This is a genomic window from Blautia sp. CAG:257, from assembly GCF_000433815.1.
Classification (GTDB): domain Bacteria; phylum Bacillota; class Clostridia; order Lachnospirales; family Lachnospiraceae; genus Blautia_A; species Blautia_A caecimuris.
In genome coordinates, this window is record NZ_HF999031.1 from 55,798 (window position 1) to 70,896 (window position 15,099).

Annotated in this window: 16 protein-coding genes; 15 read left to right on the forward strand and 1 reads right to left on the reverse strand. The window is 45.7% G+C overall.

Annotated elements, in window-relative coordinates; translation table 11 throughout:
• Positions 1 to 9: 9 nt before the first annotated feature.
• The 12 genes from QVP40_RS05035 (at position 10) to QVP40_RS05090 (ending at position 10,602) form a co-directional block, all read left to right on the forward strand.
• Complete coding sequence (locus tag QVP40_RS05035; protein ID WP_022067396.1) at positions 10 to 801, forward strand: RnfABCDGE type electron transport complex subunit B; 792 nt, start codon at positions 10 to 12, stop codon at positions 799 to 801.
• 214 nt (positions 802 to 1,015) lie between these two features.
• Positions 1,016 to 1,627 (forward strand): Holliday junction branch migration protein RuvA, encoded by a 612-nt coding sequence (gene ruvA / locus QVP40_RS05040; RefSeq protein WP_022067397.1) that lies wholly within the window; start codon positions 1,016 to 1,018, stop codon positions 1,625 to 1,627.
• A gap of 8 nt (positions 1,628 to 1,635) precedes the next feature.
• Entirely contained in the window at positions 1,636 to 2,634 is a 999-nt protein-coding gene (ruvB, locus tag QVP40_RS05045) for a Holliday junction branch migration DNA helicase RuvB (RefSeq protein ID WP_022067398.1), read from the forward strand.
• Positions 2,635 to 2,779: 145 nt separating this feature from the next.
• A complete protein-coding gene (locus QVP40_RS05050) occupies positions 2,780 to 3,187 on the forward strand; it encodes a cell division protein ZapA (RefSeq protein ID WP_022067399.1) in 408 nt (135 codons plus the stop codon).
• A gap of 94 nt (positions 3,188 to 3,281) precedes the next feature.
• Positions 3,282 to 5,453, forward strand: coding sequence for a U32 family peptidase (locus tag QVP40_RS05055; RefSeq protein WP_022067400.1), 2,172 nt, complete (start codon positions 3,282 to 3,284; stop codon positions 5,451 to 5,453).
• A 5-nt stretch (positions 5,454 to 5,458) separates the two neighbouring features.
• Positions 5,459 to 6,829, forward strand: coding sequence for an FtsW/RodA/SpoVE family cell cycle protein (locus QVP40_RS05060; protein ID WP_022067401.1), 1,371 nt, complete (start codon positions 5,459 to 5,461; stop codon positions 6,827 to 6,829).
• Positions 6,756 to 8,234 carry a peptidoglycan D,D-transpeptidase FtsI family protein gene (locus QVP40_RS05065; protein ID WP_173752104.1) on the forward strand — a complete coding sequence of 493 codons (1,479 nt, stop codon included), beginning with the start codon at positions 6,756 to 6,758 and terminating at the stop codon, positions 8,232 to 8,234. The genes QVP40_RS05060 and QVP40_RS05065 overlap by 74 nt, the downstream gene beginning before the upstream one ends.
• Positions 8,235 to 8,325: 91 nt before the next feature.
• Complete coding sequence (locus QVP40_RS05070) at positions 8,326 to 8,769, forward strand: NUDIX hydrolase (protein WP_022067403.1); 444 nt, start codon at positions 8,326 to 8,328, stop codon at positions 8,767 to 8,769.
• A gap of 58 nt (positions 8,770 to 8,827) precedes the next feature.
• Entirely contained in the window at positions 8,828 to 9,139 is a 312-nt protein-coding gene (locus QVP40_RS05075) for a hypothetical protein (RefSeq protein ID WP_022067404.1), read from the forward strand.
• A 4-nt stretch (positions 9,140 to 9,143) separates the two neighbouring features.
• Complete coding sequence (locus tag QVP40_RS05080) at positions 9,144 to 10,016, forward strand: DUF2953 domain-containing protein (RefSeq protein ID WP_022067405.1); 873 nt, start codon at positions 9,144 to 9,146, stop codon at positions 10,014 to 10,016.
• 2 nt (positions 10,017 to 10,018) lie between these two features.
• The gene (locus QVP40_RS05085) at positions 10,019 to 10,387 is read left to right on the forward strand and encodes a GerW family sporulation protein (protein ID WP_022067406.1); all 369 of its coding nucleotides are present in this window, start codon (positions 10,019 to 10,021) and stop codon (positions 10,385 to 10,387) included.
• 77 nt (positions 10,388 to 10,464) lie between these two features.
• Positions 10,465 to 10,602, forward strand: coding sequence for a hypothetical protein (locus QVP40_RS05090; RefSeq protein ID WP_022067407.1), 138 nt, complete (start codon positions 10,465 to 10,467; stop codon positions 10,600 to 10,602).
• A 44-nt stretch (positions 10,603 to 10,646) separates the two neighbouring features.
• Here QVP40_RS05090 and rpmB read toward each other — a convergent pair whose 3' ends face one another.
• Positions 10,647 to 10,835: a 50S ribosomal protein L28 gene (gene rpmB, locus QVP40_RS05095; RefSeq protein ID WP_022067408.1), complete on the reverse strand. Its 189-nt coding sequence runs from the start codon at positions 10,833 to 10,835 to the stop codon at positions 10,647 to 10,649.
• A gap of 155 nt (positions 10,836 to 10,990) precedes the next feature.
• Between rpmB and QVP40_RS05100 the strand changes: the two genes are divergently transcribed.
• From QVP40_RS05100 to recG, 3 genes are read left to right on the forward strand one after another with little or no spacing between them, the layout of a single operon-like run.
• Positions 10,991 to 11,350 carry an Asp23/Gls24 family envelope stress response protein gene (locus QVP40_RS05100; protein WP_022067409.1) on the forward strand — a complete coding sequence of 120 codons (360 nt, stop codon included), beginning with the start codon at positions 10,991 to 10,993 and terminating at the stop codon, positions 11,348 to 11,350.
• Positions 11,351 to 11,410: 60 nt separating this feature from the next.
• A complete protein-coding gene (locus QVP40_RS05105) occupies positions 11,411 to 13,024 on the forward strand; it encodes a DAK2 domain-containing protein (RefSeq protein ID WP_207732827.1) in 1,614 nt (537 codons plus the stop codon).
• A 1-nt stretch (position 13,025) separates the two neighbouring features.
• On the forward strand, positions 13,026 to 15,077 hold the full coding sequence (recG, locus tag QVP40_RS05110; RefSeq protein ID WP_022067411.1) for an ATP-dependent DNA helicase RecG: 2,052 nt from the start codon (positions 13,026 to 13,028) through the stop codon (positions 15,075 to 15,077).
• Positions 15,078 to 15,099 lie beyond the last annotated feature (22 nt).

Sequence of the window (15,099 nt, forward strand, 5' to 3'; positions counted from 1 at the left end):
GGCGTAAATATGAATATCGGAGCAATTATCGTAGCAACTGTTGTAGTTGCGGCAGTGGGCCTCTTTATCGGCATTTTTCTTGGAGTTGCCGGAAAGAAATTTGCAGTGGAAACAGATGAAAAAGAGGTGGCTGTCCGTGAGGCCCTTCCGGGAAATAACTGTGGCGGATGCGGCTTCCCCGGCTGCGACGGCCTGGCTGCTGCGATCGCCAAAGGAGAGGCGCCGGTTAACGGCTGTCCGGTAGGCGGAGATGCAGTAGGAAAAGTGATCGCAGGGATCATGGGACAGGAGGTTGTGGAAACGGTCCGTCAGACTGCGTTTGTAAAATGTACCGGAACCTGTGAAAAAACAAAAAGCGATTTTGTATACACCGGTGTTGAGGACTGTGAGATGATGGCCTTTATCCCGGGCGGCGGTGCAAAAAGCTGTTCCTATGGCTGTATGGGATTCGGAAGCTGCGTAAAGGCCTGTCCCTTTGATGCCATCCACATTATCAACGGTGTGGCTGTGGCAGATAAGGAGAAGTGCAAGGCCTGCGGCAAATGTGTTGCCAAATGTCCGAATCATCTGATCGAGCTGGTTCCCTATACCCAGACCACCTTTGTGGGCTGCAGTTCTCATGATAAAGGAAAAGCTGTTACTTCTGCCTGTGAGGTGGGATGTATCGGCTGTAAAAAATGTGAGAAAACCTGTCCGAACGGCGCTATTACCGTAACAGATTTCTGTGCTCATATTGATTACGAAAAATGCACCAACTGCGGCGCATGTAAGGAAGTCTGCCCCAGAGGCGTGATCCTGTAAAAAATATAAGACTGTTGTACATACAGTAAGATCCCGGTTTACAGATAAAACTCTGCACCGGGATTTTGTATTACCGGGAGAGCAGCGCATTCTGTATGAACCTTTACGGACGCCGGAGGATGAGGGAGATTTCTCGAATAGATGTTTGCTTTTTTGCGATAACTGTGATATCATAAATCGATACAGGAAAAATCAAGCACAGGAGCGGCAGCTTATGATTTCATTTATATATGGCACAGTAGTGGATTCCACAGAAACCTCAGTGATCGTAGAGGCAGGCGGGATCGGCTATGAGATTTTTATGACAGGCTCTGCCATTGAACAGGCAGTCCGAAAAGAAGGACAGGTAAAGATACATACGCATTTCCATGTGAGAGAGGATGCCATGCAGCTTTTTGGCTTTTTAAGCAAGGATGATCTTCAGATGTTCCGGCTTCTTCTGGGCGTCAACGGAATCGGCCCAAAGGCGGCGCTTGGGGTTCTCGCAGGGCTTACGGCAGATGAACTGAGATTTGCTGTTTTATCGGATGATGCAAAAACCATTTCCAAAGCTCCGGGCATTGGAAAGAAGACGGCTCAGAAGCTGATCCTGGAACTGAAAGACAAGCTGAAGCTGGAGGATGCTTTTGAGAAGAAGCTTGCCCATGAGCAGGAGGCGGCAGCCATTTCAGGGACAAATATCCTGGATGGAAGCAAAGAGGCGGTGGAAGCACTGGTTGCGCTGGGCTACAGCAGTACGGATGCCCTGCGGGCAGTACGTAAAGTAACAGATGTGCCGCCGGATGATGTGGAAGCCATTCTGAAAGCAGCCCTCAAAAATCTGTAGGAGTTTATATGGAAAAAAGAATGATCACCACCGATGTAACAGAAGAGGACTTTCCTCTGGAGGGAAATTTAAGGCCTCAGACACTGGAAGAGTACATTGGTCAGGAAAAAACAAAAAAAACACTGAAAATTTATATAGAAGCAGCAAAACAGCGAAAGGATGCGCTGGATCACGTGCTTTTTTACGGCCCTCCCGGACTGGGAAAAACAACTTTGTCCGGAATCATTGCAAATGAGATGGGAGTGCATATGAAGGTTACTTCAGGACCTGCCATAGAAAAGCCGGGTGAAATGGCGGCGATCCTTAATAATCTTCAGGAGGGAGATATTCTTTTTGTGGATGAGATCCACAGACTGAACCGGCAGGTAGAGGAGGTTCTTTATCCTGCCATGGAGGATTTTGCCATTGACATTATGATCGGAAAGGGAGCGTCTGCCCGCTCTATCCGTCTGGATCTGCCCAAGTTCACACTGGTGGGAGCGACCACAAGAGCAGGGCTTTTATCTGCGCCTCTCCGTGACCGTTTCGGCGTGATGCATCATCTGGAATTTTATAATCATAAAGAGCTGGAAACGATTATTCTCCGTTCCGCGCAGGTGCTGGAAGTGGAGATCGACCAGAAGGGGGCGGCGGAGATCGCCAAAAGGTCAAGGGGAACGCCAAGACTTGCCAATCGGCTTTTAAAGCGTGTCCGGGATTTTGCTCAGGTAAAATATGACGGGAAGATCACCTATGAGGTGGCTGTTTTTGCCCTGGATCTTCTGGAAGTGGATCAGTACGGGCTTGACAAGATCGACAGACGGATCCTTAAAACTCTGATCGTAAACTTCAAAGGAGGCCCGGTGGGGCTGGAAACACTGGCTGCAGCTATTGGAGAAGATTCCGGTACACTGGAGGATGTCTATGAGCCATATCTTCTTCAGAACGGCTTTTTAAACCGCACGCCAAGAGGGCGTATGGCCTCGCCTCTTGCCTACAGTCATCTGGGCTATGAGAAGATTTCATAAAAAATTCTATACTTTTCGACAGGTTTCGGGTATAATAAAATATGAATGATTTTTTCTGTCTCCGGGAAACCGTGATTCTGAAGGAAAATGAGACAGGAACTTTAATGGAAAATCAGGGAAATTTTATATACACAGGAGGCTTTGTATGGCAGTCAAGAATACGGCACAGGTAGTGATCGGGGGAAAGATCATCACTCTGGGAGGCTATGAATCAGAGGAGTATTTTCAGAAGGTAGCGTCTTACATAAATAATAAAATTGCGGAGCTCAGTGAAATGCCGGGTTATTCCAGGCAGCCAATGGAGACAAAGCATACTTTGCTCAGCCTGAATATTACAGACGATTATTTTAAGGCAAAAAAGCAGGCGGAAATTTTTGAACAGGATCTTCAGCAGAAGGATCAGGAAATGTATGAGTTAAAGCATGAACTGATCGCCCTCCGTATGAAAATGGAGGAAACAGAAAAACACCAGCAGGAGTCAGAGCACCAGCGTATCCTGATGGAAGGGAAGATCAAAGAGCTGGAAGGCGAAATTGAGTCATTACTAAAGTAAAAGTCAGAGGGGGATTGCTTCGGTAGTCCCCTTTGTCTGTTTTCAGGGATTCTGAAAACAGTTTCTGTACAGCAGAAAAGAGAAGTGAGGGATTATGACAGATATGAATAAAACAGAGCTTCTGGCGCCTGCAGGTTCCTATGAAGCCTTTGAGGCAGCCCTGGGAGCAGGGGCAGACGCGGTGTATGTAGGCGGTCCCGATTTCGGCGCCAGGGCTTATGCGAAGAATTTTACCCAGGAGGAGCTGATCCGCGCTGTGCGTACAGCCCATCTTCATGGGAAAAAATTATATCTTACAGTAAACACATTGCTGAAAAACAGAGAGCTGAAGGAGCGGCTTTATGATTCCCTTCTTCCATCTTATCTGGAGGGACTGGATGCGGTGATCGTTCAGGATATGGGAGTTCTGCGCTTTATCAGGAGAAACTTTCCGGATCTGCCCATTCATGCAAGTACGCAGATGGCTGTTACCGGACCGAAGGGGATGCGGTTTCTGGAGCAGCAGGGAGTAACCCGTGTGGTTCCTGCCCGTGAACTGACGCTTGAGGAGCTTGCTTCCATGCACAGGGAAAGCCCTATTGAGATTGAGGCGTTTATACATGGGGCGCTCTGCTACAGTATATCCGGTCAGTGCCTTATGAGCAGTATGATCGGAGGAAGAAGCGGAAACAGGGGAAGATGTGCCCAGCCCTGCCGTCTTGCTTATCAGGTAAGGGAGCAGCAGGGAGGATTTAAAGGGAAAGAAACCTGTCCTCTGAGCCTGAAAGACATCTGTACCCTTGATATTCTTCCGGAAATCCTGGGTGCAGGAGTGATGTCCCTTAAAATCGAAGGAAGAATGAAGCAGCCGGAATATACGGCTGCAGTTACGGGAATTTACCGGAAGTATCTGGATATACTAAAGAAAAACCCGGATTCCTATCAGGTGGATGCTCAGGATCGGAAATATCTTCTGGAGGTATTTAACAGAGGCGGTTCCTGCTCCGGATATTATAAACAGCAGAACGGTCCTTCCATGGTGGCTTTTTCCAATCATAAAAAAACAGGAGATATCTCTGTGCCTCTGAAGCAGAAAAAGGAAAAAATAAACGGAACACTGATGCTGTATCCGGAAAGCCCTGCAGTGCTTCAGGTTTCTCTGAAGGATACAGAGACTGTTGTATCAGCGGGGGAGGTTCAGTATGCCAGAGAGCATCCCATGGAAGAAGCGCGGATCCGCCAGCAAATGGAAAAACTGGGAAACACAGAATTTGTCTGGGACAGTCTTGATATTCAGTCCGACGGAAATATTTTTGTGCCTGTAAAGGTTTTAAATGAACTGAGAAGAACTGCTCTTGCACAGCTGGAGCAGGAGTTTCTTGAAAAATACAAAAGAGAAGCTCCGGAAAAGATTCTCCGGGGGGAAGAAGCGAAGATACAGCCCGGAGTCAGATCAGAGGATCCACTGGGTATCTATGCCTCCTGCGAGAAACCGGAACAGGCAGAGGTCCTTATGAACAGTCCGGAGATCACAGGCCTTTATCTGCCTTTTGATGTGATGGAAACCTGTATGGAACAGGGACTTCAGAAGGAAAAAGAACTGTACCTTTCTCTTCCGCGGATCACCCGTGGGAAAATGCCGGAAGAGTATCGAAAAAAGGCTCTGACCTGGCTTTCCATGGGAATGAAAGGCTTTCTGGTGAGAAATCTGGAAGCCTATGGAATGCTGAGAGAAGAGGGGCTTCAGAAATATTGTGTGGCAGATGCGTCTCTTTATACCTGGAATGATGAAGCCTGCGCGTTCTGGAAAGACGAGGGGATTCTGAGAAATACTGTTCCTCTGGAATTAAATGAAAAGGAGCTGCGCCACAGAACAAACCGGGACAGTGAGTTTATTATTTATGGGTATATTCCTCTGATGCTGTCTGCCCAGTGTGTGCGCAAGAACACTTTTCAGTGTGACAGAAAAGAAGCGCATATGGTGTTAAAGGACAGATATGATAAGGAATTTCCATGCGCCTGCGTCTGCTATCCCTGGAAAACCGGAACTACAGACCAAAAAGAGTTCTGTTATAATATTATTTATAACAGCATCCCTTATGGACTTTTAAATGAAAGCCAAAAGGTAAAGGAACTTAAAACAGCATCTCTCAGACTTTCCTTTACTCTGGAATCTGCAAAGGAGACAAAGGAAATCGTCAGAGAGTTTCTGGACGTATATGTTTACGGAAAAAAAGCTTCTGCCCGTGAGTTTACAAAGGGACATTTTAAAAGAGGAGCCGAATAAGGCATATGATTAATGTAATTGTTGAATTATCAAAGTATCTGATCCTGACGCTGATGATCATTTATACCTTTCACTGTTTTTACACAGTGCGCCAGCAGGATGAGATTGAGAGAAACGAACTTCTGCGCCAGCAGATGGTACTGATCTTTTTTATGGATTTCACTGCATTTCTGGTGATCTATCTGAAAACCTTTAATTTTCAGGTGATTGTTTTTTATGTTGAAATGATGGTGTTTTTTGCAGCGGTGCAGATCCTGTACAGGATTTTTTACAAAAAGGCATCTCTGCTTCTTCTGAACAATATGTGTATGCTTTTAAGCGTGGGATTTATCATGCTTTGCAGACTGGATATCGCCACAGCCACGAAGCAGCTTGTGATCGCGGCGGCAGCCAGCGGAATCGCGCTGATCATTCCGGTTATGATCCGGAAAATGAAATTTCTCCGAAGGCTTACCTGGCTTTACGCAGGAGTGGGCATCATCCTGCTTGCGGCAGTTTTTCTTCTTGCAAGAACAAGCTACGGAGCAAAGCTGTCTCTGATGGGAATTCAGCCCTCTGAGGTTATTAAAATTACCTTTGTGTTTTTTACAGCCTCTCTGTTTTCCAGGGCAAACGATTTTCGCACGGTTGTGCAGGCAACTGTAGTAGCGGCTCTTCATGTGGGCATCCTGGTGCTTTCCAGAGATCTTGGAAGCGCGGTGATCTTTTTTGCCGCCTATCTTGTAATGCTCTATGTTTCCACAAAAAAGCCTCAGTATCTGGGACTTGGACTGGCAGGGGGAAGCCTTGGGGCAGTGGTGGCATACTTCCTTTTCGGTCATGTGCGCCAGAGAGTCAGCGCATGGAGAGATCCGATGGCTGTTTATCAGAACGAAGGCTATCAGATCGTCCAGTCACTGTTTGCCATCGGAACAGGCGGCTGGTTCGGCATGGGACTTTGCCAGGGTTCGCCGGAGTCTATCCCTGTTGTAAAAAATGACTTTATTTTCAGTGCTATCTGTGAGGAACTGGGCGGAATTTTTGCAATCTGTCTGATCCTGGTATGTATGAGCTTTTTCCTGATGATCGTAAATATTGCTCTCAGGATCAAAAATCCGTTTTACAAGCTGATTGCTCTGGGACTGGGAACAGAATATGCATTTCAGGTCATCCTCACTATTGGCGGAGCTACCAAGTTTATTCCTATGACAGGCGTTACCCTGCCGCTGGTAAGTTACGGAGGAAGCTCTGTAATGAGTACGATCCTGATGCTTGCCATTATCCAGGGACTGTATATTTTAAGAGAAGACGAGGACGAGGAATTTGAGAGACGCAGAAAAGAAGCAGCGCAGAGAATTCGAGCAAGAGAGGAAGCGCGCAGAGCGAGAGATATCTAAAAAAAGACGTGCCAGAAACAGAGAATATACATTTGTATCCTGGTTTTTTGTGGCTGTTTTTATGGCAATGATCGGATATCTTGTATATTTTAATGTGGTAAAAAGCGAAGACTTTATCAACAGTCCGTACAACACCAGACAGGACACCTTTTCGGACCGGGTGGTAAGAGGCCAGATTCTTTCTTCTGAGGGAGAAATTCTTGCCAGGACAGATGTTTATGATGACGGTACTGAGGACAGGATCTATCCCTATGCAAATGTGTTTGCCCATGTGATCGGATATGATTCCAACGGAAAAAGCGGCCTGGAGTCAGAGGCAAACTTTCAGCTTCTGACCTCTCATGAGTTTTTCCTGAACCAGATGAAAAATGAATTTCTGGGAAGAAAAAATATGGGAGATACCGTGATCTCCACTTTGAGCGCAAACCTGCAGACAACCGCCTATAATGCTCTGGGGGACAGAAGAGGGGCTGTGGTTGCCATGGAGCCTTCTACAGGAAAGATACTTGCCATGGTCAGCAAACCGGATTTTGATCCCAACTCCATTGAAGAAAACTGGGAATGGCTGGTCAGTGATGAGACAAACTCCAGTCTTTTAAATAGAGCCACCCAGGGACAGTATCCGCCGGGATCTACCTTCAAAGTGGTGACAGCTCTTGACTATTTCAGAAAACATGGAAGCTTTAACGGATATTCCTATGTCTGTGAGGGAAGTATTACAAAAGAAGATCATACCATTCAGTGCTATAACGGGACAGTCCACGGACAGGAGGATTTTTACTCGGCCTTTGCCAGCTCCTGCAACTGTGCATTTGCGCAGATGGGGCTGGATCTGGGAGGAGGATCTCTGCTGGAAACAAGCGAGGATCTGCTTTTTAATAAAAAGCTTCCCCTTGCCTCCTACAAAAAAAGTACCTTCAGCCTGAACGGAAAGTCAGGAATCCCTCTTACCATGCAGACCTCCATCGGTCAGGGAAACACCCTTGTTTCCCCTGCCCATATGGCAATGATCACCTGCGCTATTGCAAACAACGGAGTGCTTATGAAGCCGTATCTGATTGACAGAGTAGTAAACAATACAGGAGATCAGGTAGATGAAACTGCTCCGGAGGTGTATAAACGTCTCATGACAAAAAATGAGGCAGTGATGCTGGGAGAGCTGATGAAAGATGTTGTAGAATACGGAACCGCCTCTGCTCTTTCCGGACAGGGCTATACGGCGGCAGGAAAGACCGGTTCCGCCGAATATGATGAAAACGGCTCCAGTCATTCCTGGTTTATCGGATATTCCAATGTGGATGATCCGGATCTTGCGGTTGCAGTGATCGTTGAAGGAGGAGGTACCGGAAGCGAGGCTGCTGTGCCGATCGCCTCTCAGCTTTTTAACGCTTATTACTACAACTGACCGGAACAAACAGTTGCCAGCAGAGGCAAAAAGAGTTATACTATATCCAGTTTGAAATATCATTCACACGCATTACAGGAGGGACTTGCAGATGATAGAAGCAACGAGCTGTGGCGGTGTGGTAATTTATCGTGGAAAAATACTGGCTTTATACAAATCTTACAGAAACAGATATGAAGGCTGGGTATTGCCAAAGGGAACCGTTGAAAAGGGAGAGACCCATATCCAGACGGCGCTTAGGGAGGTCAAGGAGGAAGCAGATGTAAACGCTTCTATTGTAAAATATGTAGGCAAAAGTCATTACAATTTTACAGTTCCCGAGGATATGGTCACCAAGGAAGTTCACTGGTATCTGATGACGGCTGATAATTATCATAGCAGACCTCAGAGAGAGGAATTTTTTGTGGACTCCGGGTATTACAAGTTTCATGAAATTTATCATCTTCTCCGTTTTTCCAATGAAAAACAGATTGTGGAGAAGGCGTATCAGGAATATCTGGGAATGAGGAGTCAGGGACTCTGGGGCAAAAAATAAACAGGGTTGTGTTTTACGCAGCCCTGTTTAGATTTATCAAAAAGGGGGAATCCTTTAAATGCTGAAATGGCATGACCATTATTACGTAGGAGAAAGTGTACGTGATGAAAGCGCAGTCCGTGAGAAGCTGGATGCAGGAAAACCTGTGCCCGGAATTTATCTGGTGACTTTTTCGGACAACCCTCATAACATTCTGGAGATCATTCCGGCTGTGACCCTGTTCCAGAAAACTGCTGCCAGACTGTGCCCTGAGATCGTAGGCATGGCAAAGGGCATGGATGAAGCCATGGAACTGGTGCAGATGATCGTACAGACTGTGTATGAGGAGACAGGGGATGTCCTGGTGGAAAAATATTTAAAAAACAGGTGAAGGCATGTTACATATCTTATGGATGCTGATAAAATTGATATTGATCCTTCTGGGAACGGTTTTGGGACTGGCAGTGCTTGTTTTGCTGCTGCTTTTGTTCTGTCCTGTCAGATACAGCGCCGAGGCTTTAAAAGAAACGTCCTCTTTTAAGGAAACCGAAGCCGCAGTTCGTGTAAGCTGGCTGTTCGGAGGCATTTCCTTTACTTTCAGAAGAATACAGGGAAAAAATACTCAGAAACTTTGCGTTTTTGGGATTCCGGTTCTGAGCCTTCTCCAAAAACGGAAACAGAAAAAGAAACCGGATATTCCCTATGGTTCTGCCGAAGCAAAACAGAAAAAAGATCCGGAAACAGGCACTTCTGATCTCAGTGAATCAGACGAGAAGATCCGGACTGAAAACAAGAATAAAATATCAGCACTTCCGGACAAACTAAAAGAAATCATGGACAGGCTTGCGCAGCTTCCTTCCATGCTCAGCAAAATTCCGTTAACAATCCGGAGGATTTATGATAAGATAGACTGGTACAGACAGTTTTTTGAGTATCCTAGGACAAAGGAGGCAGTGAGTCTGGTTCTTGACCGGAGCAAAAAACTGATGCATCATATTTTCCCAAAAAAGATAAAGGGGAAGGTGACTTTTGGAAGCGAAGATCCTTCCATAACCGGAACCGCTCTTGCAGTTCTGGGAATGACAATGCCGTTCCACAAAAACAGAGTGGAGGTCGTTCCTGTTTTTGACAATCAGAACATTCTGGAGGGAAATATAAAAATAAAAGGCAGGATCTACGGCTTTGTACCGGTAAAAATACTGGTAGAGCTTTATTTCAATAAAAACATCAAATATATTATCAGCCGATGGAAGCATAAGGAGGTCTGAAAATGGCAAACGAAAATAATTTTAAGGATACGGTAAATTCCCTTTTTAAAGGACTGGACACATTTATTTCAGCAAAAACCGTTGTGGGTGAGGCAGTCCATGTAGGCGATACCATCATCCTTCCGCTGGTAGACGTTACCTTCGGCGTAGGCGCGGGAGCCTTTGAGGGGGATAAAAAAAGCAACGGCGGCGGTGGAATGACCGGAAAGATGACGCCGAGCGCTGTGCTGGTGATCCAGAACGGAACTACGAAGCTGGTAAATATTAAAAATCAGGACGGACTGACCAAGGTTCTTGATATGGTTCCGGATTTTGTGGACAGATTTGCCGCAGGAAAAAACAGCAGTGAAACAACCGGCACAGAAATCTGATTTTATCTTTTTATTTGTGTTCCCGGAAGTATTTGCCGCATAAGATAGTATAGACCAAAGAGAAGAGGTTGTGCGATGTGGGAAGACTTCTGGGACTGATGCTTTTTTGTATAGGGATTGGAATGGTGATCGGAATGCTGATCGCTGAAAGTGTGATTATTGTGATCGCAGCAGGTCTGTGTCTGCTTTGCGGATATCATATGTTTTGCCGATAAAAAATTCCCCACGCTTTTGCGAGGGGAATTTTTAAGTTTGAGTTTTATGCTCTTTCAACTTTTCCGGATCTCAGACAAGAAGTACATACATACATCTTTTTAGCTCCGCCTGTAGCAGTTTTAACTTTTACAGACTTTACGTTGGATTTCCACATTTTATTGGATCTTCTATGGGAATGACTTACATTATTTCCGAAGTGAGCACCTTTTTCACAGATTGCACATTTAGCCATGATAGCACCTCCTTGACGCTTTTTTTCAACAGATTTTATTTTAACAGATGAAAAAGGCTTTTGCAAGCAAAAAAAGGAAAAATATAAAAATAATATTCCTTTTTCCGGGAAAAAAGGTTATAATACATACATATTAAAAAAATGGAGGTACCTATATGAATGGACGTATAGATTCCGGACTCGGACAGATAGTGATTGACACCGATGTAATTGCAACCTATGCAGGCAGTGTGGCGGTGGAATGCTTCGGTATTATCGGAATGGCTGCAGTCAGCATGAAGGATGGTCTTGTCAAGCTGCTCCACAGGGACAGTCTGAAACATGGTATCAGTGTGATCATTACAGAAGATAACAAAATCCGTCTGAATTTCCACGTGATTGTGGCTTACGGTATCAATATCAGCACGATTGCGGACAACCTTGTCAGCAATGTCAAATATAAGGTAGAAGCTTTTACCGGCATGGAAATTGAAAAGATCAACATCTATGTGGAAGGCGTACGTGCAATAGACTAAGGTTATGAGGAGGAACTTGTGGTGAGTATAAAAACCATAGATGCAAAAACACTGGCCAGAATGTTTCTGGCAGGAGCCAGAAATCTGGAAGCAAAAAAAGAATGGATCAATGAACTGAATGTTTTCCCTGTACCGGATGGAGATACAGGAACCAATATGACCATGACGATCATGTCCGCAGCTTCTGAAGTAAGCTCTCTTGAAGAATTTGACATGGAAACTCTGGCAAAGGCTATTTCTTCCGGCTCCCTTCGCGGCGCAAGAGGAAACTCAGGCGTTATTCTTTCCCAGCTTTTAAGAGGATTTACAAAAAGTGTAAAAAAAGCGGAGCGTCTGGATGCCCTTGCACTTGCCGCAGCCATGGAGCGGGCAGTGGAAACTGCATACAAGGCTGTTATGAAGCCCAAGGAAGGAACCATTCTTACAGTGGCAAAGGAGGCAGCTCTGAAAGCTGCGGAGATCGCTCCTGAGGCAGACGAGCTTCAGCCGTTTTTTGAGGAGGTATTTGCCCATGCGGAGGCAACTCTTGCCAGAACGCCGGAAATGCTTCCTGTTCTGAAAGAGGCGGGGGTAGTGGATTCCGGCGGACAGGGGCTTCTGGAAGTTCTCAGAGGCGCCATGGACGGCTTTCTGGGCAAAGAGATTGACTATTCTGTTTTTGAAAAGAGCAGTTCTCCTTCTGTAACAAAGATCTCTCCTCAGGCAGAGGCAGATATTAAATTCGGCTATTGTACAGAGTTTATCATTCTTCTGGATAAAGCTGTTTCAGAGGAAGAGGAACATAAATTTAAAGAATTCCTTACTTCTATTGGCGATTCCATTGTTCTGGTTGCAGACGATGAGATCATTAAAGTACATGTGCATACCAATCATCCGGGACAGGCTATTGAACGTGCTCTGACCTACGGCGCTCTTTCCAGAATGAAGATTGACAATATGAGAGAAGAGCATCAGGAAAGACTGATCAAGGATGCGGAAAAGCTTGCAAAAGAGCAGGCAGAGGCAGAGCCGCCAAAGGAAAACGGCTTTATTGCAGTTTCTGCAGGCAGCGGACTTACAGAGATTTTCCGTGAGCTGGGTGTCGATTATCTTATTGAGGGCGGACAGACTATGAATCCAAGTACAGAGGACATACTGAATGCCATTGCAAAGGTAAATGCAGAAACCATTTATATTTTCCCGAATAATAAAAATATTATCCTTGCAGCAAACCAGGCCCGTGATCTTACAAAGGATAAAAAGATCATCGTTGTTCCCACCAAGACAGTTCCTCAGGGAATCACTGCCATGATCAGTTTTGTTCCGGAAAAATCAGCAGAGGAAAACGCTCAGGAAATGGAAGAGGCAGTTTCCAAGGTTCAGACAGGTCAGATCACTTATGCGGTCCGCGATACACGTCTGGATGACAAAGAGATCCATGAGGGAGACATCATGGGAATCGGAGATAAGGGAATTCTTGCTGTAGGTAAGGATAAGGAGCAGGTTGCTCAGGATACCATTGAAGCCATGATGACAGAGAATGCGGAAGTGATCAGTATTTATTACGGAGAAGACGCATCAGAGGAAAAGGCAGAAGAACTTGCTGCTGCTGTTGAAGAGCTTTATCCTGACTGTGAAGTAGAGCTTAACAGAGGCGGACAGCCGATTTATTATTACATTATTTCTGTAGAATAAAATGGGAGAAAGTTTAAGAACTCTGAAAGGAGTGGGAGAAAAAACGGAGAAGCTGTTTCAGAAAATAGGTATTTCTGACACGGAATCCCTTCTCCGGTATTATCCCAGGAATTATGATGAGTATGAAACGCCGGCAGATATTGCAGATCTTAAAGAGGGGACGGTAAAAGCCGTCTCTGCTGCAGTATGTTCCGGCGTTTATGTAAATCCGGTACGAGGAAAACAGGTCGTTTCTATTACTGCATGCGACAGTACAGGAAGGATCTCCATTACCTGGTTTAATGCTTCCTATCTGAAAAATACTCTGAAAAAGGGAAGTGTTTTTGTATTCAGAGGAAGAGTGATGAGACGGCAGGGCAAGCTTCAGATGGAGCATCCTGAAATTTTTACCCCTGCAGCCTACGAGGAGATTCTTCACAGCCTTCAGCCGGTCTACGGGCTTACGGCAGGACTTTCCAATAAAACCATTGTAAAGGTGCTTCACCAGCTTCTGAAACAGCAGTCACTGAAAAGTGAATATCTTCCGGAAGAGATCAGGGAAAAATATCAGCTTTCAGATATCAACTATGCGCTCCGCACCATCCATTTTCCCAAAAATATGGATGAGCTTCTTGTATCAAGAAAGCGCCTGGTATTTGATGAATTTCTGTTTTTTATTCTTTCTGTCCAGCTTCTGAAAGAAAAGACAGAAGAGGCGGTGAATCTGTTTCCCATGAAAAAAACATGGACAACAGAGCAGGTGATTGAAAATCTTCCCTACAGGCTTACCAGTGCCCAGCTGAATACCTGGCATGAAATTGAGCGGGATCTTTCCGGACAGTCTCTGATGTCCAGGCTGGTGCAGGGAGATGTGGGAAGCGGAAAGACGATCCTTGCCTTTCTTGCCATGATCCTGACCTTTGAAAACGGATACCAGTCTGCGCTTATGGTACCCACAGAGGTTCTTGCCCGCCAGCACTTTGAGGCGTTTCAGACACTTGTCCGGGAACAGGGGCTGGATATTCCGGCTGTTCTTCTTACCGGTTCTAATACGGCAAAGGAAAAAAGACTGATTTATGAAAAAATCAGGGAGGGAAAGACCTCTGTGATCATAGGAACCCATGCGCTGATCCAGGAGGCCGTGCAGTATCGGGATCTTGCCCTTGTGATCACAGATGAGCAGCATCGTTTTGGGGTAAAACAAAGAGAGGCTCTGGCAACCAGGGGAAATCCTCCGAATATTCTTGTTATGAGCGCAACCCCTATTCCGAGAACTCTTGCCATTATTCTGTACGGCGATCTGGATATTTCTGTGATCGACGAACTGCCGGCAAGAAGACTTCCTATAAAAAACTGTGTTGTAGATACTTCCTACCGCCCAAAAGCCTATCGTTTCATTGAACGTCAGATCCGGGAGGGCCGTCAGGCATATGTGATCTGTCCCATGGTAGAAGAAAGCGAGGGTATGGAAGCTGAAAATGTCCTGGATTATACAAAAAAATTAAAAGATGCTCTGCCGGAGGATATTTCCGTGGAGTTTCTTCATGGAAAAATGAAACCAAAGGAAAAAAACAGGATCATGGAAGAATTTGCAGCCGGAAGCATCCAGGTTCTTGTTTCCACAACTGTTGTGGAGGTAGGCGTCAATGTCCCGAATGCAACTGTGATGATGATCGAAAATGCGGAGCGCTTCGGCCTTGCCCAGCTTCATCAGCTCCGGGGACGGGTGGGCCGCGGAGAACATCAGTCTTACTGTATTTTTATTCAGGGCAGTCAGGAAAGCACCACCTCCAAACGTCTGGAGATCCTTGGGAAATCAAACGATGGTTTTTATATTGCGGCAGAAGATCTGAAGCTCCGGGGACCGGGAGATCTGTTCGGCATCCGTCAGAGCGGCCTGATGGAATTTCGTATTGGAGACATCTACAATGACGCAAATATTCTGAAAACAGCCAGTGAGGCTGCTGCACAGCTTCTTGCCCTTGATCCGGATCTTTCTCTGGAACAGAACCGGCTTCTTAAGGAACAGCTTGATTTCTGCAGGGAGGACGGGCCGGAAAATTTTGGACTTTAGGAGATACAATCCGCAATATCAG

What these genes read in the sequence shown, in the direction of transcription:
- QVP40_RS05035 (WP_022067396.1), top strand. Translation starts at nt 10, where the DNA reads ATGAATATCGGAGCAATTATCGTAGCAACTGTTGTAGTTGCGGCAGTG.
- ruvA (WP_022067397.1), top strand. Translation starts at nt 1,016, where the DNA reads ATGATTTCATTTATATATGGCACAGTAGTGGATTCCACAGAAACCTCA.
- ruvB (WP_022067398.1), top strand. Translation starts at nt 1,636, where the DNA reads ATGGAAAAAAGAATGATCACCACCGATGTAACAGAAGAGGACTTTCCT.
- QVP40_RS05050 (WP_022067399.1), top strand. Translation starts at nt 2,780, where the DNA reads ATGGCAGTCAAGAATACGGCACAGGTAGTGATCGGGGGAAAGATCATC.
- QVP40_RS05055 (WP_022067400.1), top strand. Translation starts at nt 3,282, where the DNA reads ATGACAGATATGAATAAAACAGAGCTTCTGGCGCCTGCAGGTTCCTAT.
- QVP40_RS05060 (WP_022067401.1), top strand. Translation starts at nt 5,459, where the DNA reads ATGATTAATGTAATTGTTGAATTATCAAAGTATCTGATCCTGACGCTG.
- QVP40_RS05070 (WP_022067403.1), top strand. Translation starts at nt 8,326, where the DNA reads ATGATAGAAGCAACGAGCTGTGGCGGTGTGGTAATTTATCGTGGAAAA.
- QVP40_RS05075 (WP_022067404.1), top strand. Translation starts at nt 8,828, where the DNA reads ATGCTGAAATGGCATGACCATTATTACGTAGGAGAAAGTGTACGTGAT.
- QVP40_RS05080 (WP_022067405.1), top strand. Translation starts at nt 9,144, where the DNA reads ATGTTACATATCTTATGGATGCTGATAAAATTGATATTGATCCTTCTG.
- QVP40_RS05085 (WP_022067406.1), top strand. Translation starts at nt 10,019, where the DNA reads ATGGCAAACGAAAATAATTTTAAGGATACGGTAAATTCCCTTTTTAAA.
- rpmB (WP_022067408.1), bottom strand. Translation starts at nt 10,835, where the DNA reads ATGGCTAAATGTGCAATCTGTGAAAAAGGTGCTCACTTCGGAAATAAT.
- QVP40_RS05100 (WP_022067409.1), top strand. Translation starts at nt 10,991, where the DNA reads ATGAATGGACGTATAGATTCCGGACTCGGACAGATAGTGATTGACACC.
- QVP40_RS05105 (WP_207732827.1), top strand. Translation starts at nt 11,411, where the DNA reads ATGTTTCTGGCAGGAGCCAGAAATCTGGAAGCAAAAAAAGAATGGATC.
- recG (WP_022067411.1), top strand. Translation starts at nt 13,026, where the DNA reads ATGGGAGAAAGTTTAAGAACTCTGAAAGGAGTGGGAGAAAAAACGGAG.